This window comes from Parashewanella sp. 2210YD4-3 (assembly GCF_056591735.1).
Window position 1 is genome coordinate 236676 of sequence record NZ_JBWQOG010000001.1, and the last position, 21078, is coordinate 257753.

General features: G+C 40.7%; 17 protein-coding genes. 12 read left to right on the forward strand and 5 right to left on the reverse strand.

Annotated elements, in window-relative coordinates; translation table 11 throughout:
• Nucleotides 1–55 precede the first annotated feature (55 nt).
• The 6 genes from AC1EU0_RS01025 to AC1EU0_RS01050 all read left to right on the forward strand — a co-directional run bounded on the left by AC1EU0_RS01025 (nucleotide 56) and on the right by AC1EU0_RS01050 (nucleotide 7908).
• Nucleotides 56–1111: a PhoH family protein gene (locus AC1EU0_RS01025; protein WP_480300024.1), complete on the forward strand. Its 1056-nt coding sequence runs from the start codon at nucleotides 56–58 to the stop codon at nucleotides 1109–1111.
• Entirely contained in the window at nucleotides 1101–1556 is a 456-nt protein-coding gene (gene ybeY, locus AC1EU0_RS01030) for an rRNA maturation RNase YbeY (RefSeq protein WP_480300025.1), read from the forward strand. Before AC1EU0_RS01025 ends, ybeY begins: the two co-directional genes overlap by 11 nt.
• Before the next feature lie 28 nt (nucleotides 1557–1584).
• Nucleotides 1585–2445: a CNNM family magnesium/cobalt transport protein CorC gene (gene corC / locus AC1EU0_RS01035; protein ID WP_480300026.1), complete on the forward strand. Its 861-nt coding sequence runs from the start codon at nucleotides 1585–1587 to the stop codon at nucleotides 2443–2445.
• Nucleotides 2446–3993, forward strand: coding sequence for an apolipoprotein N-acyltransferase (lnt, locus tag AC1EU0_RS01040; protein WP_480300027.1), 1548 nt, complete (start codon nucleotides 2446–2448; stop codon nucleotides 3991–3993).
• A gap of 529 nt (nucleotides 3994–4522) precedes the next feature.
• Entirely contained in the window at nucleotides 4523–6430 is a 1908-nt protein-coding gene (locus AC1EU0_RS01045) for a DUF1800 family protein (protein WP_480300028.1), read from the forward strand.
• 2 nt (nucleotides 6431–6432) lie between these two features.
• Nucleotides 6433–7908 carry a DUF1501 domain-containing protein gene (locus tag AC1EU0_RS01050; RefSeq protein WP_480300029.1) on the forward strand — a complete coding sequence of 492 codons (1476 nt, stop codon included), beginning with the start codon at nucleotides 6433–6435 and terminating at the stop codon, nucleotides 7906–7908.
• A 353-nt stretch (nucleotides 7909–8261) separates the two neighbouring features.
• On the opposite strand, the gene AC1EU0_RS01055 is transcribed toward AC1EU0_RS01050, so the two are convergent.
• The 3 genes from AC1EU0_RS01055 to AC1EU0_RS01065 form a co-directional block, all read right to left on the reverse strand.
• Nucleotides 8262–9614 (reverse strand): ankyrin repeat domain-containing protein, encoded by a 1353-nt coding sequence (locus AC1EU0_RS01055; RefSeq protein ID WP_480300030.1) that lies wholly within the window; start codon nucleotides 9612–9614, stop codon nucleotides 8262–8264.
• Between the two features lie 100 nt (nucleotides 9615–9714).
• Nucleotides 9715–11040: an ankyrin repeat domain-containing protein gene (locus AC1EU0_RS01060; protein WP_480300031.1), complete on the reverse strand. Its 1326-nt coding sequence runs from the start codon at nucleotides 11038–11040 to the stop codon at nucleotides 9715–9717.
• 137 nt (nucleotides 11041–11177) lie between these two features.
• Nucleotides 11178–11678 carry a zinc ribbon-containing protein gene (locus AC1EU0_RS01065; protein ID WP_480300032.1) on the reverse strand — a complete coding sequence of 167 codons (501 nt, stop codon included), beginning with the start codon at nucleotides 11676–11678 and terminating at the stop codon, nucleotides 11178–11180.
• A gap of 134 nt (nucleotides 11679–11812) precedes the next feature.
• On the opposite strand from AC1EU0_RS01065, the gene leuS reads away from it, so the two are divergent.
• Genes leuS through nadD form a run of 4 tightly spaced genes read left to right on the forward strand, consistent with a single transcriptional unit; the run spans nucleotide 11813 to nucleotide 16572 of the window.
• A complete protein-coding gene (gene leuS, locus AC1EU0_RS01070; protein ID WP_480300033.1) occupies nucleotides 11813–14392 on the forward strand; it encodes a leucine--tRNA ligase in 2580 nt (859 codons plus the stop codon).
• A gap of 23 nt (nucleotides 14393–14415) precedes the next feature.
• A complete protein-coding gene (locus AC1EU0_RS01075) occupies nucleotides 14416–14907 on the forward strand; it encodes an LPS-assembly lipoprotein LptE (RefSeq protein ID WP_480300034.1) in 492 nt (163 codons plus the stop codon).
• A 13-nt stretch (nucleotides 14908–14920) separates the two neighbouring features.
• A complete protein-coding gene (gene holA, locus AC1EU0_RS01080; RefSeq protein ID WP_480300035.1) occupies nucleotides 14921–15952 on the forward strand; it encodes a DNA polymerase III subunit delta in 1032 nt (343 codons plus the stop codon).
• Complete coding sequence (gene nadD / locus AC1EU0_RS01085; RefSeq protein WP_480300036.1) at nucleotides 15949–16572, forward strand: nicotinate-nucleotide adenylyltransferase; 624 nt, start codon at nucleotides 15949–15951, stop codon at nucleotides 16570–16572. The genes holA and nadD overlap by 4 nt, the downstream gene beginning before the upstream one ends.
• Nucleotides 16573–16879: 307 nt before the next feature.
• On the opposite strand, the gene AC1EU0_RS01090 is transcribed toward nadD, so the two are convergent.
• Together AC1EU0_RS01090 and AC1EU0_RS01095 are read right to left on the reverse strand one after the other, a co-directional pair.
• Nucleotides 16880–17830, reverse strand: a complete 951-nt coding sequence (locus AC1EU0_RS01090) for a hypothetical protein (protein WP_480300037.1) — start codon at nucleotides 17828–17830, stop codon at nucleotides 16880–16882.
• 74 nt (nucleotides 17831–17904) lie between these two features.
• Nucleotides 17905–18810 carry an alpha/beta fold hydrolase gene (locus tag AC1EU0_RS01095; protein ID WP_480300038.1) on the reverse strand — a complete coding sequence of 302 codons (906 nt, stop codon included), beginning with the start codon at nucleotides 18808–18810 and terminating at the stop codon, nucleotides 17905–17907.
• A gap of 221 nt (nucleotides 18811–19031) precedes the next feature.
• Here AC1EU0_RS01095 and AC1EU0_RS01100 point away from each other — a divergent pair, with 221 nt between their 5' ends.
• Nucleotides 19032–20252 carry a hypothetical protein gene (locus tag AC1EU0_RS01100; protein ID WP_480300039.1) on the forward strand — a complete coding sequence of 407 codons (1221 nt, stop codon included), beginning with the start codon at nucleotides 19032–19034 and terminating at the stop codon, nucleotides 20250–20252.
• Between the two features lie 84 nt (nucleotides 20253–20336).
• Nucleotides 20337–20948 (forward strand): hypothetical protein, encoded by a 612-nt coding sequence (locus AC1EU0_RS01105; RefSeq protein ID WP_480300040.1) that lies wholly within the window; start codon nucleotides 20337–20339, stop codon nucleotides 20946–20948.
• Nucleotides 20949–21078: the final 130 nt, after the last annotated feature.

The window sequence follows — 21078 nt, forward strand, 5'->3', positions numbered from 1 at the left end:
TATTAAATTTGATAACATCAACAGTGTATCATTTTAAATTGCTTTGGAGACTTGCTTGTCCAGTAAACTGACTACGCTAAACCTGTACTTAGAACCTGCCGAACCACGCCGTCTAGCCTCACTTTGTGGTCCTTTTGACGATAACATCAAACAAATTGAACGCCGTGTTGGTGTTGAGATCAGCTATCGAGATAATCACTTTACTATTGTTGGTCAGCCACAAAGTACCTTAACGGCTAACAATCTGTTACGTGACTTATACGTTGAAACGCAACCCGTTAGAGGCAGCACACCTGATATTGAACCAGAACAAGTTCATATTGCGATTCAAGAAGCGGTCTCAGTAGAAGCCTATGACAGTACTGGTGATAAAGAGCTGTTCATCAAGACCAAGCGCGGTGTTATCAAACCAAGAAACCCGAACCAAGGTCAGTATGTGGCTAACATTGTTCGCCATGACATTACTTTTGGTGTTGGACCTGCGGGAACCGGTAAAACCTATTTAGCTGTTGCCGCTGCCGTCGATGCTTTAGAGCGACAAGAAGTTCGCCGTATTCTTCTTACTCGCCCTGCTGTAGAAGCTGGTGAGAAGTTAGGCTTCTTACCCGGTGATTTAAGCCAAAAGGTCGATCCTTATCTTCGCCCACTTTACGATGCACTATTCGAAATGCTGGGCTTTGAAAAAGTAGAACGTTTGATTGAACGTAACGTTATCGAAGTGGCACCATTGGCTTATATGCGTGGTCGTACATTAAACGATGCCTTTATCATTCTGGATGAAAGCCAAAATACCACAGTTGAACAAATGAAGATGTTCCTGACCCGTATTGGTTTTAATTCTCGTGCGGTGATCACAGGCGATGTTACCCAAATCGACTTACCTCGTAGTACCAAATCAGGTCTGCGTCATGCCATTGAAGTGCTGAGTAAAGTGAATGAAATCAGCATCAACTTTTTTGCTTCTCATGATGTGGTTCGTCACCCTGTTGTTGCTCGAATTGTGGAAGCTTACGAAGAACATGACATGCACCAACAAGCTGCCAAAGCACGTCGCGAGCAAGCCGAAAAGAAAGCCCAACAATCTGCAGAAGGCGATATAAATGAAGCTTGATGTCGATTTACAATTGGCTTGTGATGCCTCAAATATACCATCGCAAGCTGAGTTTGAACTTTGGGCTAGCACGGCTATCCAACCTCATATGTCGTTAGCAGAGCTAACGATTAGAATTGTTGAAGCGGAAGAAAGTCAGCAACTCAATTATCAATACCGAGGCAAAGACAAACCTACTAATGTGTTATCTTTTCCATTTGAAGCACCAGAAGGTATTGAATTGCCACTACTTGGTGATTTAATAATCTGCGCTGATGTGGTAAAAAAAGAAGCGGAAGAGCAGAATAAACCATTACAAGCCCATTGGGCGCATATGGTTGTACATGGCTGTTTGCATTTGCTAGGGTATGATCATATTGAAGATAACGAAGCCGAAGAAATGGAATCGTTAGAGACTGAGCTGATTGAGAGCTTAGGATTTGAAAACCCGTATAAGGAACAATAACAGGTCGTAACACACCTAATGAAAGACTATGAATGACGAAATCCCCCCGAGTACCCACGCCCAGAAAAAGGGCTGGTTTGATAAAGTAAGCCAACTATTTCAGGGCGAACCTCAAAATAGAGAAGAACTCGTTGATGTGATTGAAGATGCTGAAGAGCGTGATTTGATCACCGAAGACACTCGCGAAATGATCAAAGGTGTTTTAGAAGTCTCCGATTTACGCGTGCGTGATATTATGATCCCACGGGTTCAAATTGTCACTTTAGACATTGATGACTCCATTGAAAAGCTTCTCAATACCGTTATTTCCTCTGCTCATTCACGCTTTCCTGTGATCAATGATGATAAGGATCACATCGAAGGTATTCTCCTAGCGAAAGATTTACTCAAGTACGGCTTTAATCAAAGCGATGAACCTTTTGAACTCAGTAAAGCAATTCGTGCTGCGGTTGTAGTCCCAGAATCAAAACGTGTTGATATTCTCCTAAAAGAATTCCGCAGCGAACGTTACCACATGGCCATCGTTGTTGATGAATATGGTGGCGTATCTGGTCTAGTGACCATTGAAGATATTCTTGAAGAAATCGTGGGGGAAATTCAAGACGAATTTGATCACGATAGCGAAGAAGACTGTGAAATTCGAAAAATTAATGAATCGGCTTATATGGTCAAAGCATTAACGGCCATTGATGACTTTAATGAATATTTTGGTACCGAGTTTAGTGATGAAGAATTCGATACTGTCGGTGGTTTAGTTTCCCACGCATTCGGTCATCTTCCTGAACGTGACGAAAACATCACCATAGGTAGTATTAACTTTAAAGTCACCAGTGCTGATACTCGTCGTTTAAACCAATTAAGAGTTAAGTTTTTGAAGGATCAAACTTAAGTGAGTTTTATTTCTAAATTACACGGCCACAAGTGGACACGCTTTGTGGCCGCTTTTTTAGCTGGTGCCTCTTGTACCCTTTCTTTTGCCCCCTATGATCTTTGGGGGATTTTGCCAGTTGCATTTGCGATAAGCCTTTACCTTGGCCGTGCACTGGATGCCAAACAAAGCTTTAAGCATTGGTTGAGCTTTGGATTTGGCTATTTTGTTGTAGGCATCAGCTGGGTCCATGTGAGCATGGCGGAATACGGCGGAATGCCATTAATCGCTTCAATGCTGTTGATGGCATTATTGGCGCTCTATCTCGCTCTTTATCCAGCTCTCGCAGGGTATTTAAGCCGCCGAATTTGCAAGAATAATCATTGGCAGCATGATGTCCTTTTATTTCCTGCGCTTTGGGTATTAATGGAATGGGCAAGAGGCTGGGTATTAACGGGCTTCCCATGGCTTTGGGCAGGCTATAGCCAAACTCAAGGGCCGTTAGCCCCTGTGGCAGCTGGATTGGGTGCAATTGGGTTAAGCTTGCTATTAGTTACGATAGCTGGTGCATTAGCACAGCTATTCCAAAAGCGCTGGCAAGCGATTGCTGTTTATGCACCATTACTATTAGTACTCATTGTTATAGCTCCCAAATTCTCAGATGTCACGCCAACTGGAAGCAACATGAAAGTGGCGATGATCCAAGGGAATATTCCACAAAGTACAAAGTGGCAACCTGAAATGTTGTGGCCAACCTTACTGAAGTACATGGATCTATCTCGAAATAACTATGATGCAGATGTAATTATTTGGCCTGAAGGAGCGATTCCTGCACCAGAGTATCAAGTTACTGATTTTTTAGCGAACGCAAACCAGTCAGCTAATTTAAATGACAGTGCGATTGTTACAGGCATTATCAGTCAAACAGGGCCAGAAACCTTTTACAACTCGCTTATTGTCTTGGGTAATGCTCACAAAAAACATCAAGCTAATGGTGACTATACCCCTCATAGTGACAACGAATACCGTAAGCATCACTTGTTACCTATTGGTGAGTTTGTGCCATTTGAAAGCATACTTAGACCTATTGCACCGTTATTTGATTTACCTATGTCTTCGTTCACTCGTGGGAATTATGTTCAGCCAGATTTACTTGCTTTGGGTTATCACATTACACCCGCCATTTGCTTTGAAATCACTTTTCCTGAGCAAGTAAGAGACAACCTAAAAGCCGACAGTGACGTGATCCTTACTGTGTCTAATGATGCATGGTTTGGCACTTCAATTGGGCCATTGCAGCACATGCAAATCGCTCAAATGCGTGCCATTGAATTAGGTAAGCCCGTACTTAGAGCAACGAACAATGGTGTTACCGCGGTTGTTAATCCTGAAGGTAAAATCACAGATCAATTACCACAGTTCAAAACTGGAGTGTTAAGAGCTAACGTACCGCTAATGAAAGGGGAAACCTTATTTTATAAGCTCGGCCAGTTGCCAGTATTGCTGTTTTGTGGACTCCTTGTCGCCATTGGTTTTGTTTACAACCGTAAAAAAACTAAAATTCATTAGGGCGTGTTGATCTTTCAGGATTAAATTTTGTGCTATTTGAGCACTTTTCTGTTCAAGGCGTGAGCAGTGAAGCTTAGCCATCTAAGTAAGCTGGTCACAACACCGAACAGGAAGTGCTCAAAAGCATCGAAGACAGCGTAAATTGGTCACTTCTGCTGCGTTATCGTTTGTTTATGTGGGGCAACCACACTTCACAAACTCTGCCTTGCATAAGACAACCAATTTATCGCTGCAAAAACAATCACGAAAGATCAATACGCCCTAAACAACTCTATTCACATGAATAAAATGACCCATAATGTCTGCGCTATGGGTCATTTTGATAAAATTCCTCATGCTTCACAAATTGAACTTCTCGCTATAAATTTTCACAAAGACAATATTTCTTTAAAATCATAAAGATACGGTTACAACCCCCGATTTAATTGATATTTATCAATAAAAACATAAATTTTCAGCTTGAAAATTTAAATTATTGTTGTAACTTTGTTCAGACATTTCATGCATTGTTATAAACAGAGTCAAAGATATGAACGCAAAAGAGCAAGCCTCCCGCTTTTTAATGCAAGCTACCTTGGGAGCGAACTACCCATTAATTGAAATGGTCAGTCAAGATGGCATTAATAACTGGCTCGATCAGCAGTTAGAGCATCAAGTTAAAGAAGAAAGTGGTTTTGTAAAGGACGGTTTCTACCAAAAAACTCATGATATATGGCGCGGAAAATCAAAAACAAAAGGCTTTAAGAAAAAACTGATCGATGCCTATACAGAGTCCAACATCAATGGCGCAGGCAATAATCCAGCTCTTCCATACAATTACTACTTTAGACAAGCTTGGTGGCATAAAGCTCTTACTCAAGGCAATCTAGCCGAAGATACAAACCTTGATAATGATTTTACTGAGCAGCCAAAAGTCTCAGAAGCTGAAGCCAGTGCTGATAACTTAGTTCGCCACAGAGTAGCTCAAGCACTAAGCGAAATTCTCGTTATTTCTGATAATTCGATCCTCGAATTAGATGCGGAAGGCATGGCCAGCTACTATGACTTGCTTTACAAACACGCTCTAGGTTCATACAAAGACTTATTAACAGATGTGTCATTACACCCTTGCATGGGCGTGTACCTCACTCACATCAACAATCGCAAAGCTGAACCAACTAAAAATATTCACCCAGATGAAAACTACGCCCGTGAGATCATGCAGCTGTTTACCATTGGTTTGTTTGAACTAAACCCTGATGGCAGCCATCAGCAGGCGAATGGTAAAGACATACCGACTTATGATAATGACGACATTAAAGCAATGGCGCGTGTATTCACTGGGATAAAAGCCTCGAAATATAGTTATGAATACCCTAATGCGGTACTCAACTTTGATGGCGAAGATGTCAAACTTGGCGACATTGAAGGACGAGAAATTGAATTTACTGACAATGTAAATAATTCAGTCAAAATGATCCCATATGTTTCTATGACGGAACCTATGACCACCGAAGATGCTTTCCATGATCTTGAACCTAAAAAGCTTCTGAAAGGTTGGATTGATCTACCAAAACGCACAGCAAGCGGTGGTTCTGCAACCTTAACCGACATCAAAGCTGCTGTTTCTCGATTGGTTGAGCACAAAAATACTGCCCCATTCATCGCGAAAAAACTCATTCAGCAATTGGTCACATCAAACCCCACCCCAGCTTATATTAGAGCCGTTGCCAGCGCTTTTGGTGCATCAGGTAATCTTAAAGCCGCGGTAAAAACCATTTTGACTTACCCTCTTTCCAATAACGTAACCATTGGTAATTCCGCTACTGGAAATATCCAAAAACTAAAGTCTCCTTTATTGCGTGTTACCCAATTACTTCGTGCTTTCAATGTAAGTAATGAGCAAAAGCGTTTATGGTTGATCGGGAGTGATATTAAAGACGATTTGAATCACCATATTCTATCTTCTCCGACAGTATTCAACTTTTATAAGCCTGACTTTATTCCCCATGGTGATATTGAAAAAGAAAACAAAGTTGCACCAGAGTTTGAGCTTTACAACGCCCATACTTCAATTAGTTATGTGAATATGGTTTATCGTTGGTTATTTGGTGAAGCATTGCCTTTAGTTAGCACTCAAATCAAAACAGGAGCAACCCCTCCACACGTTGTGCCAGAGCTTGATGCCGAAACATTACTGGCTAATACACAAAGTAAATTGAGCCTTAACTTTGATGCTGAACTTCCACTAGCGGCCGATAAAAACAAATGGTCACAGTTGATCGAGCGCGTGTCGCTAATTTTGACAGGTAAAGAGCAAAGCTCAGTCAAAACCAATATTCTTGATGCACTTGATAAACAGAACACTCCGAGTAATCCAAACAACAGTCTTTGGATTGTCCAAACAGTGGTATTTATGATCGCCGTATCACCTGACTTTGCTATTCTGGAGGCTTAATCATGTCGAACAAAAATTACACTAGACGTCAATTTTTACACACCTCCACAGTATTTATGGTAGGAACAACCGCAATGCTTACCGGCTGCGGTGGTGGAAGCAGTGATGCAGAAACACCTCCAGTGAATCCGCCTGTAAACCCACCTGTTAATCCACCTGTTAACCCTCCGGTTGTTGGCCCTCTAAAAGTTGCTAAGCAAGCTAAAAGCCTAGTGTTCATTATGCTCGATGGCGGTAATGACAGCTTTAATATGCTAGTGCCGCGTACCGCTGCTGACTATGCCGAATACAAAGCCACTCGCGGAGCATTAGGTTTAGAGCAAAATAAGCTACTAAGTCTCAATAACGTAAGCTCTCAGCAAGGTAAACAGTTCGGCTTGCACCCTGCACTGCCAAAAACCCAGAAATTATTTAACGATAAAAAATTAAGCTTTATCGCTAACGTTGGCCCTATGGTAGAGAAAGTGACCAAAGCCGAATATAAGGCGAACTCTAAACCACTTCCTCTTGGCTTGATGTCACATTCAGATCAATTTAAACACTGGCAAACGTCTCGCCCAAGTGAACGCTTAAATTCAGGTTGGTTTGGCACCATTGCTGATGTGGTTCAGCCTGCTAAAGCCAATGATGCTATCTCAATGAATATATCATTAGCTGGCAGTAACATTATGCAAAATGGCGTAGAAAGCCGTGAATACGCCATTACTAAATCGGGTAGTGTAGGCTTAACCGTTAAGGACAATTCAAACCCAGCGCTTAGAGAGCTTAACGATGTTCTATTGAAAGGCTTTAACGATATGCTTGAGTCAACCTCTGGTTCAAGTTTCGATAAAACCTACGTAAATGGCGTGAAGTACTCTCAAACTCAATTTGAAAAGTTTGAAGAAGCCACTAAAACCATCACTGTTGATTGGACCGGCGGTGATTCAGAGCTAGCACAACAACTCGAAATGGTAGCTAAAGCCATTAAAGCCAGAGCAGCTTTAGGTATGGCGGGACAACAGCAAACCTTTTTTGTGCGCTATATAGGCTGGGATCACCACAGTGAGCTACTCAAAACCCATAATAAGATGCTGGGTATTGTTGACGATGCGCTTTCTGGCTTCCAACAAGCACTGAATGATTTAGGGGTTGCCGATGAGGTGGTGACTTTTACAGGTTCTGATTTTGGTCGCTCATTAACATCAAATGGTAATGGTACTGATCATGGCTGGGGTGGTAACACTTTAGTCATGGGAAATGCGGTAAAAGGTGGTGAGGTATTTGGTCAATATCCGACTCTTAACCTTGGCGACGCTAACCCATTAGATGTGGGCGGTGGAGTTATGATCCCAACCACTTCAACCGATGAAGTTTATGCTGAGTTAGCCATGTGGTTTGGTGCAGAAAAAGCTACGCTACCTAAACTATTCCCTAACTTGGGTAATTTTTATGATGTAACCTCAAGTGACAAGCCTCTTGGGTTTATTAAATCATAAAGTTCGATGATTAAGGCTCGAATTACTACGAGCCTTAATTTGATTTTTTGACCTTATACCAATTACAGTAATTAATCTCTCACTCAGCAAGAGCTAAAGGTTTTCAGTACAAAGCGCAAGCTCGAAGTACTATATTCCCTACGGCCGTCATAAAAAACTGACGTTCAACGCACTTCGTGCTTTTGTCGGGATAATTCAAGAGGTTGTAATGCAGTAATGAAAACCTTTAGCATTGCCCTTTGGGAGCTTGTATGCGGTCAAACTCCTGCTCAAAATTGATTTGACGTAGAATAACTATGTCTGCATCAATTTCGATTGCACTTTGACCGCATACACAGCTCTGAGTTGAGCATTTAATTACTGTAATTGGTATTACACTTTTGATCTAAAAATTCTTTTACTTCATGAATATCATTTAACTTAAGCCTAATAGCTTCAATTTTGATAAGAGTATTTAGCAGCAAATAATCTCCTTCTAAAGCACCATCAATGAGAACGAAATTTTTTTCGTGCAATAAACGGTACAAGCAAAATAGCAATAAACCATTAGGTTGCTCATCAATGCTTCTCAAGCCCGCTAAAGGTAAAAACTCTTTAACAGTCCTGAAACCATTTATAGTTTTCATTTCATGAGGCTTAAGACTTACAGGTTGCTGTAGTTCATAATTATCAATACAGAGTTTTAAAACTAAGCCCCAGTTTCTATCTTGGGCCGCTTCATAGATCAATTTTTCACAAGATACATTTCTGCACGCATGTAATCCCGACTGAATCAATTGGTTTCCAAAGGCTTCTAAATACCCCTGACTTTCTTCATGGTGGCTTCCCATAACTAACCTCTGCCCAATAACTTGAAAAGCGGACTTACCTTGAAAATTTTTTTCGTCTAATTTTGAGCCATTTTTAATTAATATTGCGGCATTATTTATGCAACCACTAGCCAGAGAAAAGTGAAGTGGAGTATTACCCTTGTTATCCTTCGCAAGTGGATTAGCTCCTTTTTCCAAGATAAGTCTTAGTACAGCTGGGTTTTCGTATTGAGCTGCAAACATTAAAGGAGTTATGCCTGTCTGTTGTTCCACTACATCAACTGAAGCACTATGAGTAACTAATATTCTAACAAGTTGCTCTCGATTAGTAGGGCGTTTTAACATTACTCTTATTAATGGTGTATTACTATCTGATTTACAAGTGTTCGGGCAAAATCCAGCTTCTAAGACCGCCTCTAACTGAGTTGGGAAATGTAATTGAGAACACAATTCAACATAGGTTTCATGCTCTGCCTCTTTTACTGGTGAATTTTGACTATTGGCGTATTCAACAATCGCTTTGATCATTTTTTTTGATGCCTGATGCCGACAAGCTAACACCAAAGGAGGTTGATTTAGATACAAAGCGTCAAATCCATTTGCTTTGATAACTTCAATAGCTTTTTCTACGTTATCCTTGGACAGTGCTTCTAAAAGTGTTTCTGATTCTGTATCTGAAATTGAGGTAACTGTGAGAGAGGCATGATTCGAAGTTATTGTTGTCACATAATCATCCACAAGCTGGTTGTGGGCTTCAACGCCAGAGCCTTGAGTTTGAATTTGATATTGAGCCTCATCTACAGTGAAATTATCACTTGTATTCGAGGGAACATTTTCATCTAATATTCTATCTGCTTGAAACGTTAACTCACCTCTTCCTTCTACCAAACCAGCCATAACCACCTCAATATGGGATAGAACAAACCATTAGCATTAACCGGAATTGAGATGGTTGACAAGTTAACTCTTGTTTATACCAATTAGTTCCAACTCGTGCTCACACATCTGTGGATATTGATTTTGCAGTGGTACCAGTTACTGGGCTAGCACTTAATTTTGAATCAATAAAATGCTTCGTCTCTGCGCTAAAGCTTTTCCAGACTTTTTTACGTTCTTTAAACACCTTAAGAGCTACAAAATCTCCTTTAAGCAACAAGTCAATTAAGTCGAAAAACTTTTGTTTGACTAAGCAATAAACAAAGCAACATGAAAGTTCGTCCACATTTTGCTCAACTTTACTACCGATTAATTTATAGTACTCCTTAACCTCTCTTAAACCTTTAAACTGATCGATTAGAGCTTTATTTTCTTTTATATTCTTTGCCGAAAATCGATTATCTTTGAATAATCGAAAAGCGATCCCCCAGTACTGCTGTTCCGCCGCTTTGGCGATAAGGCTGTCACAAGAAAAACTCGCATCCGCTCTCAATCGGCTTCCTTCCATCATATGCCCAACGACTTGGAACGGCGTATACCCATTACTGTTTTTGCACTCTAGCCGTGCCCCATTCTCGATAAGCACCATTGCACTGTTGAAACAGCCATACGATATAGCAAAATGCAATGCAGTATTGCCCCATTTATTCTGCTCATGAATACCGGCTTTCCCATCGAGTAGCGCAGTAGTTAATTCAGAAAAATTCCGTTTTGCCGCCAGCATTAAAAGACGATTTCCGGACACTTGGCATTGAAGATCCAAACGAGCACCAGCTTCTATCAGTATTTTGGCTACACATTCTGGATGCCGATAGTCGTCATTAAGAAGTCTAAATAGTGGTGTGAGTTGTTGCTCTGAACAGTGGTCAGGGACATAACCTCTTTCCAAAAATACCCTTAATTGATCAGGTAAATTTAAAAATACACACAGCTCGATGTATGTTTTCTTTGTTGGCTCAGCTAATTTTTCGCCAGTTTCATCAGCATGTTCAAATATGGCCTCAATCATAGTTCGAGATGCCTTTTGATGGCAGGCAAGCTCAAGCGGTAAAACGGTATCGCAGGGAGTATTTATCCCTTGTCTACGAATTATGGCAATTGCACGATCGACATCATCTTGAGTAAATGCCAATTTTAATGCCGCATTATTATCTGTAGAAAGTTTATAATCTTTTATCGTTGAAGTGCTCGATGTTTTTTTAAGGGAAGCTTCGGCAGAAGCTACTGAAGATGTTCTATTAGGTGTAGTGATCTGATAGTCACGCTCGTTTATTGTAGCCTGCTGAGCCGTAGGATTTTTACTGCCCGTTTTTCGTAAGGTTTGATAATAATGAGGATCTCCATAGCTACTATGGAAACTCACTTCTCTAGATTCAACCCCAGCCATAAATACCTCGACTAGTTAACATCAACTCGAAGTACTTTTTGTTCTTTAAAGCAATTCAAGCTCTCTAACAACCTACGCTTTTGAGCTGAGAAGGTAAAGGCTAGATCAATTTAAAACCATCAGCATAAAATCACAATTTATGGATTTAAAGGTCGTCTTATAAACTGAGTACTATCACATTCAGGGCAGCTGGAAATGACCGATGGAAACTCGATATCCACCCCATGCCCACAGTCTTCACAAATCATTCGACCTTGGCTGACTATTTCCCCTGCTTTGTATGCACCAGCCATTTCAAGCTCTTTAGATAACTCATGCCATTCCACTTGACTACGGTCTGTGATTTCACCTAACCAATGAAATAAGCTATTTTCCAGCATCAGGAATGTTGGGCTAGCACTGATCTCTTGTTCATGTTGGTGTTTGACGAATTCAGAGATTTCACGGTGCAGAAACGCTTTAACCAAGTCCAGTTCAGCATCGTCAATATCTTCTTTTAAAGATAGAAACGTCGCCCCTTGCTCCACCGACTGTATTAGATCATTGGCTGTTAACGAAGTGTCATTTTCATACTTATGCTTAACTTGCTGAATAAGCTGCTGGTATAAATCTAACAAGGCTTGTTTTTTTTCTTTCATCGTCTTCACTCCTTAATTTAGAGGAATTCATCAAAATATTGTTCAAGCAGACTCATATATAGTTTATCCTATGCTCATTTCCTAACACTAACCTAGTGTTAGATCAAATTAATCAGCATTGCCGGAAGAAATTGATGCAAGAGCAATATACTCCCTCAGAAATCGAATCGAAAGTTCAGCAACACTGGGCTGAGAAAAAAACCTTTGAAGTCACCGAAGATCCAAGCAAAGAAAAATTCTATTGCCTGTCTATGTTCCCATACCCATCAGGCCGTCTGCACATGGGTCATGTTCGTAACTACACTATTGGTGATGTGATCGCCCGTTACCAAAAACTTCAAGGTAAAAATGTACTTCAACCAATTGGTTGGGACTCTTTCGGTCTACCTGCTGAAAACGCCGCCATCAATAACAAAACAGCTCCAGCACCTTGGACATACGAAAACATTGATTACATGAAAAACCAGCTAAAAATGCTTGGTTTTGGTTATGACTGGAGCCGCGAACTGGCGACCTGTACTCCAGAATACTACCGTTGGGAGCAATGGTTCTTCACCAAGCTTTATGAGAAAGGTTTGGTATACAAAAAGACCGCTCAAGTGAACTGGTGCCCAAACGACCAAACAGTGTTGGCCAACGAGCAAGTACAAGATGGTTGTTGCTGGCGTTGTGATACCCCTGTAGAGCAAAAAGACATTCCACAGTGGTTCATTAAAATTACCGCTTATGCCGAAGAACTCATTAATGATTTAGACAATCTACCAGATTGGCCGGATCAAGTTAAAGCCATGCAGCGCAACTGGATTGGCCGCAGTGAAGGTTTAGAAATCACTTTTAATGTGACTGACAGTGAAGAATCATTTGATATCTACACGACTCGTCCAGACACCTTAATGGGCGTAACCTATGTTGCTATTGCAGCAGGTCACCCATTAGCAGAGCAAGCTGCAGCGAATAATCCTGAACTGGCCGCTTTTATTGAAGAGTGCAAAAACGCTTCAAGCTCGGAAGCTGACATTGCCACTATCGAAAAGAAAGGCGTGTTTACAGGCCTATACGCTACTCATCCAATTTCAGGCAAGCAAGTTCCAATTTGGGCAGCGAATTTTGTATTGATGAATTATGGAACTGGCGCAGTAATGTCAGTTCCAGCACACGACCAACGTGATTACGAATTTGCTAAAGCTTACGGTCTAGACATTGAAGCAGTAATTAAACCAGCCGATGCTGAACTAGACATCAGTGAAGAAGCGTTCACTGAAAAAGGTGTGCTATTCAATTCTGCTGAATTTGACGGTTTAGCATTTGATAAAGCGTTTGACGCGATTGCCAATAAGCTAGAAGCTGAAGGTAAAGGCACTCGTAAAGTTAACTACCGTTTACGTGACTGGGGCGTATCTCGTCAGCGTTACTGGGGGGCACCTATCCCAATGGCAACATTGGAAGATGGCACTGTAATGCCAATTCCAGAAGAACAATTGCCAGTTGTACTTCCAGAAGACGTAGTAATGGATGGCGTTCAAAGCCCGATCAAAGCCGACAAAGAATGGGCGAAAATTCAAATCAATGGCCAAAATGCACTGCGTGAAACCGATACCTTCGACACCTTTATGGAATCGAGCTGGTACTACGCGCGCTACTGTAGCCCACACGCCGATCAAATGTTAGATCCAACAAAAGCCAACTACTGGTTGCCTGTGGATCAGTACATTGGTGGTATCGAACACGCGTGTATGCACCTATTGTACTTCCGTTTCTTCCACAAACTATTGCGTGATGCTGGTTTGGTTGACTCAAATGAGCCAGCTAAACAATTACTTACTCAAGGTATGGTGCTGGCCGAAGCCTTCTACTACACCAATGAGAAAGGCGGTCGTGTTTGGGTTTCTCCACTGGATGTAACCGAAATAGAGCACGATGAAAAAGGCCGTATCACTAAAGCGGTAGACAAAGACGGTAACGAGCTGGTTTACACTGGCATGAGCAAGATGTCGAAGTCGAAAAACAACGGTATCGACCCTCAAGTGATGGTTGAAAAATACGGTGCTGATACGGTTCGTCTATTTATGATGTTTGCTGCACCACCAGAGTTAACGCTTGAATGGCAAGAATCTGGCGTTGAAGGCGCACACCGCTTCTTACGTCGTCTATGGAAATTAGCTGCCGATCATATTGCGGCTGGTAAAACTCCGGCACTAAATAAAGACAGCTTAACTGGCGACCAAAAAGCACTTCGTCGTGAGCTTCATAAAACGATTCAGAAAGCGACTGATGATATTGGCCGTCGTCAGATGTTCAACACGGCCATTGCTTCGGTAATGGAATTGATGAACCATCTACAAAAAGCGAAAAAAGACGGTGAACAAGATCGCGCTATTATCGGTGAAGCCCTATCGGCAATCGTACGTTTACTTTACCCAATTACGCCACACATGAGTTTTGAACTGTGGAATCAATTAGGTAATACTGGAGCGATTGAAGACAGCCGTTGGCCTGAAGTTGACGAGTCTGCGTTAGTTGAAGACAGCAAGCTTATCATTGTTCAGGTAAATGGTAAACTGCGTGCTAAAATCACAGTTGCGGCCGATGCCAGCAAAGAAGAAGTAGAAGCCGCTGGTTTAGCCGATGACAACGTAACGAAATTCACTGACGATAAAACGGTTCGTAAAGTAATTTATGTTCCGGGCAAACTGCTTAATATTGTTGCCAACTAATACAACAAGGAAAGCGAACACTGATGCTAGTTAAACGCATAGGTTTCGCCATGATGGCAGTGAGCATAATGCTCACTGCCGGATGTGGCCTCAAATTACAGGGCAGTTACTCTATACCGCAAGAACTGCAAACGATGAGCCTAACCAGTCAGGATAAATACAGTAAACTGACTCGATTAGTTCATGAACGTATGCAACTCAACAACATTTCAATTGTTGACCTGAACCAATCAGAACCAAGATTGAATTTGATTTCTGATTCATTAGAACGCTCAACCCTTTCCTTTTATCCAAGTGGTAACGTCGCAGAATATGAGTTGATGTATCATGTTAACTTTACGATTCAATTACCAAATCAAGAAGCAAAGCCTTTTCAAGTCGAGATCCGTCGAGACTACCTTGATGATCCACGTACTGCCTTGGCAAAGAGTCGAGAAATGAATCTTCTAGTTAATGAAATGCGCATTCAAGCAGCTGACAGAATCGTGCAAACCATCGCTGCTTTTAAGCAATAAATAAGGAGAAAAAATGAAGCTGTTTCCCGATCAGCTGTATAAGAACCTTTCTCCTTTAAAGTCCGTTTACCTACTATTTGGTGATGACCCTTGGCTGATTGATAATTGCAAAAGTCAGATCCTTTCCGAAGCCAAAAAACAAGGCTTTGAAGAACGCATACAGCTTCACCAAGAAAACCAATTCAACTGGAATGACTTAGTAAACGAATGGCAAGCTATGAGCTTATTTTCCAATCGTCGCATTATTGAGTTATCTCTACCTACATCTAAGCCCGGTACTGAAGGAGCAAATGTCTTAAAGGAGTTAATGGCTCAGCCTAATCCAGATACCTTGCTGATCATTCATGGCCCTAAAGTTACCGCTGAGCAAACCAATAGTAAATGGTTTAAAGCACTTGATACACAAGGCTTATATTTGCCGTGCAATACACCAGAAGGACCACAGTTTCAGCGTTGGTTAGATGGACGAATAAATTACTTCGGTTTAAGTTTACAGGCCGATGGGCGTGCTATGTTAGTCACCTTATACGAAGGTAATTTATTAGCCGCTGATCAAGCACTACAGCTGTTACAACTGCTATCCAGCGAAGACCAAATATCAGCAGAGCAATTGAGCCTATATTTTGAAGATCAATCTCGCTTTAGTGTATTCCAGCTTGTTGATGCATTGCTGATCAACAAAAAGAAGAAAGCCATGCATATGCTGGCACAATTAAAAGCTGAAGATACGGCGATGCCAATTATTCTGTGGGCGTTGTTTAAAGAGTTATCGACCTTACAGCAACTAAAGCAAGCACAAAAGAATCGAGAGAACTTAACTGTACTTTGGAAAAAATTACGTATATGGGACAAACGCAAACCCATGTATCAAGATGCCCTTAATCGTTTAAGTCTTTCTAATATTGAACACATGCAAGCCATGGCTTCCGAGATCGAACTCAACCTAAAACAACATGGTATCGAAGATTGGACAGCCACCAGCCACTTGTGTTTGCTGTTTGATCCCGTTGCCCATAATTCACTTGCCCATATAAAATTATCATGAAAATAGGCATCCTTGGTGGCACATTTGATCCTATTCATTACGGCCATATCTGCCCAGCTATAGAAGTAAAAGAAAAATTAGGCTTAGATAAAATCTGGCTAATGCCTAACCACATTCCACCTCATAAACAAAGCGCTCATGCTAGCACTGAAGATCGCATAAAAATGGTGGAATTAGTCTGTGAAGAATACTCAGAGTTTGAGCTTTGTGATATTGAATTAAAACGAGCTACACCAAGCTATACGGTAAACACTTTAGAAGAATTGATCGCAACTTATTCTGAACACCGATTCACGTTTATTATGGGGATGGATTCGTTGCTTTCATTAGAAAAATGGCATCAATGGCAACGCTTATTTGACTTGTGCAATATTGCAGTAACCCACCGCCCTAATTATCAATTAGACACAGAAGTCAGTGAAAAAGATTGGTATAAGCAACGCATATCCAACATCAGTAAGTTCAAGATCAATGATGTTGGTCTCATATTCGATGTAGAAGTATCCCCCAAAGATATATCATCGACGGAGATCAGAAAGATGGTTAAACACAATAAACAAGAGCATTGTTTGACCACTAAAGCCATTAATGAATATATAAACCAAAACAAACTGTATTAGGGTCTATTGGTCTTTCGTGTTTATTTTTGCAGCGATAAATTGGTTATCTTATGCAAGGCAGAGTTTGTAAGGTGTGGTTATTTACCGACATACACAACTGTCGTTACTTCGTTTCACATAAACAAACGATAACGCAGCAGCTCTCAGTTTCAAAGAAAGTACCAATTTACGCTGTCTTCGATGCTTTTGAGCACTTCCTGTTCTGTGTTGTGATCAGCTTACTTAGATGGCTAAGCTTCACTGCTCACGCCTTGAACAGACAAGTGCTTAAATAGCACAAAATTTAATCCTGAAAGATCAACAGACCCTAACTAAACAACTCTCTCCAAAGTGCAGCAACTACTCCCTCATTTTGAGTTCTAACAGTAGGCAAGGCTGAATATTCAGAGCTAGGATCGGGTTGCACAGAGAGCACCTGTACAGTTCTTTGGTTTAATAACGCTCCACTATCATCCCATTCTTGCCTTAACATAGGCCTACGAACATACATATTTCTTGAGTAATGTGGTTTCAGATCCCAAAGAACATTATATGGCTCATTTTGTTGCCTTATCTTATCGCCAAACGGCAAATAGGCTGCTTCTTGGCAATGATGAAAAGCACGAATCTTTTCATTAAATTGACCTACCCAGTTTGGATCGCCTTTTTGTTGAGGTAATGGCTTTAAAGACGCAAATTGATGACACTTCGATGCAAATCGCTTGTTTGCTTGTTCACTTTGAGTTCTCAGGGGATCCCCCATCCGCTTGAAGTCGCAAGTAGCACTCCTTGCTTCACGAAAAAGTGTATTTAAATTTGCAACCCCAAATGAATCGGTAAGACTATAATTCAAAGGATCATTAGTATTTTGATAGGTTTCTGGAGCACCTCTTATTTCCCTAAAACCGGGAATATTATAACCAATACGCCAATTTTTATATGGCTCGCCTTGACGATGATTTCTGCCTTTCTCAGGAATAATCAGTACAGTAACTTCATGCGGGCTACCTTTTGTTAAACGAGATAATACTCTCAGCCCCTCTGCTTGCTCCATAACCTTCTCAGGATTATCACGTCTCAGATAATTTTCATTAGTTAGGCAATACAGTGCCTTATATACTTCTGCACGTTTAGAACCTGTCAACCTATCCATAGCTCGATCAATCCAAGAATCAATCGATTTGACTGCATTCAAATCTTTAGCCTTTGCTATTTTGTCAAGCGAAGCTTGACTCACTAACTTATTGGGCGTGAAAGAACCACCGACAAAGAGAGACATTGCTGTACCTAAAGAAAAGAGATTTGCTTATAAGTAAAGCCGATTTATTACATATTTTCTATAAGGTGTTCACCTTAAATTTGTTTATACCATTGCTTTAGCTCAATAAAATGATCGTATTCAGCATCCGCATGAGTAAGCATATTGGCATGGTCATAATCATGCCTATTACCATTAAGCTTACTTAAAACTAAAAACCTCCCTTGCTTAAATTGCAGTTCATCAAAAGTAGACTTTACATCCTTAGGATTCCCTAAGACTGCATCATTTTTCGCAGCAAAGAACCATGATGGTGGTAGGTTAGCATTAGATAATTTAGCGCCATAATCAAACCCATCTTCAGGATCCACCCAATCACCATCAAGCCAAGGAAAGGTTTGTGTCAAACTAAGAAAGCTCTCGTTATCCATACCTATCCCCAAACCTGCAGCAGGAAAATAGCCTTTAAGTTTCATTAAAGGGATAGACAAGCGCTTCCAAACCAAATCAAGCATCAAAGTTCGGTGTACGTTCTTCACACTCACACGACGTTTAGTACCAAAGGTGACAAATGAAGCTACCTGAGATTGCAGTTCAGAATAACGCAGCATAGTGGCGGCCATTAGTACACCGCCCCATGAATGAGCAAGCCAATGCACTTTATCGGCCAAAGGATTCGCTTCTAAGATAAATGCTTGAATACTGGGTATCACTTCTCGAATGACTTCAGTTTGACTAGGGTTAATCCCACGTGCAATTTTAGGGGTGCTCAGTCCTCGCCCCGGCATATCCAGCACATAAACTTCATACCCCTCTTTAGCGATGGAACAAGCGAGCCCTTTTCCCGATTTTGTATAAAATACCCTGCCATTGGAAATAGAGCCATGAAGCATAAAAAATGGGGTTAAGTGCGGTTTACCACTTACAGGTGCGATTTTTCGAAGATGAAGATGCCCTTCTTTATATGGATAAAATATCGATTCTTGCTGGATTTCTCTCACGGATAATGCCTTAAAAATGTCCAGCTACTAACATGCCTTTCAAACTCAATTAATGCAAGTGCTTTACTTCCACTTAAGATCCATTCTTTCATAGACACGATTTATTTCATGTCTCACAAAATAATTTATTCATTAACAATCGTTTACCTTTGTTTTTTTTCTGCTTTTCTTTGATACCTTGTTGCTACTCAACCACTTTCGTATTGATTGATGAGGTATATATGTCTACCGAACTTGCTTCAACGACTAGTACAACAGTTAGTGAATACCCTAAAGTTCCAACACGATATGAAGAAAAGTCATGGTGGCCATATGAAAGAGGTTATAAGGTTGAAGAAAAAGATAAATTGCACCGCGAAATGCTAGTAACTTTTAACAAGGCCACAGCTGATAAAGACCCACAAGCTTTACACGCAGAAACCTCAAGAAAATACACTCATACCCTTAGTGATTCATTTAACCTAACAACGTTAGGGATTGGAGCAACCGTTTTTGTTGGCGTAGTAAGTATCCCTGCTGCATTTAGAGCGTTCTGTCGAATAAACGAAAAACCAAGCGCTAACGAATTAAAGTGGACACTGGGAATAGGCACAACATTGGCGGCAGGAGCAACGTTAATCGTAGGAGGTTTTGATTATCTTCAATCTCCAGAGCAAAGAGTAAGGGAATCATATAACCAAGCTATGAAAGAACTCGTGCCTTATTTATCCGAGAAAGTGAAGTTCGAGCAAGAAGTGGGACTCCTAGAGTTCAAGCTAAATAGTAAATTGCGAAAAGAAAACTTACCACAGGTTAATGTATGGGATAAGAAAGAGCTTGAAGCTGAAATTACTCATTACGAAAATGTATATAAACGAAACGAACATTTCAGCCACTTTACTCAATTAGTGGAAAAAAGAAATATCGCCAAAAAAGCCAGTGAAACCTGCGAAGATGAGTTAACAGCTTTAAAGTCTCAACATAGTGGACTTAAAAACAGTCTAACGAAAGTAAAACGAGATATTACTCGCTTATCGCCCCATAAAGAAGCGGGTAAAATAAAGATGCTTGATACTGAAAAAAATAGTTTAGAGTGGCATATTGAGATATTAATACGGCAGATTACCACAAAAAGCAGTGAATTAGCGGATAAACAAAAAGATAAAACTACTGCCGATAAAAACGCAAAAAAATATGAACAGACACTGCAAGAGGAACACCCTCAAGACTACAACAAAATCATAGTTCCCTATCTTTGTCTTGTTGAGCTGAAAAAGCGATTTAATAATTATAATGGGAGACCCTATCAGCAACACTTAGAGCGGGTATTAGAAGTTGGCATAGACGACTGGATACTGAATGGCCAACCAGAGATTCCCGATGAAACCCCACCAATGCATGCTGATGAGATCGTTTCTATTTTGGACGAGATTGATAAAACAACAACACTAGTAAAATTATGAGGAAATCCCCTACTGACTAATCCCTCTAGCTTTGACTACTTCATACGTTTATTCATCGGAATGTAAAATATAGGTTTGTGAAATATGGAACAGGTAAGCGCGACTTCACATTCAGGAACAGAAATTTCTTATCAACAAAGTTCCGCGTTAGCTGATAGGTTAGGTTCCCATACAGTGCAGCCCAATTTTGAGCATTCAATACTGCCATTTCTAGACACATCACCAATAAAAACTGAAAGCAAAGCTGATGCTAAAGCTCTATCTGATTTGGGTATCGTCAATCTGAAGCAAATATCAGAGCTAGAGTTTTCTTCGGGCTTCGTAGCCGCAGATAAACTAGAAGCCATAAAAAAGGCGGGGATCTCTTCAATTATTAGTTTGTTGCCTGATCTTGAGGCTGATGCAAATGAAGCCTCAAGTGCAGTAAAACAGGGGTTGGACTTTCATAAATTACCAATTTCTGGCCTTGATGACATCAGTTTTGAAAGCGCAATAAAACTAGAAGAACTTATTCGCCGAGTACAAGATCAGCCTTTTCTGATCCATTGCAGGTCTGCAAATCGAAACGCCAGTTTGATAACTTTAATCGCCTACAAATACAACGGCAAAGATCCTAAAAAAGCATTGACCTTAGGCAAGTTTTGGGGACCTATCCAGCCGAAATTTGAAGAAAAACTTAAACAGTTAATGCAGTAATGACAAGCTTTTTATGTCGGTCATTCAAAAATCTAATTGAGAACGACTTCTCCGCAATCACAATGAGAGCATAATTGCCCTCTCAAGCATCTTTCTGTACAGTGATGTGATTTTTTAGCAAATAAAAAGA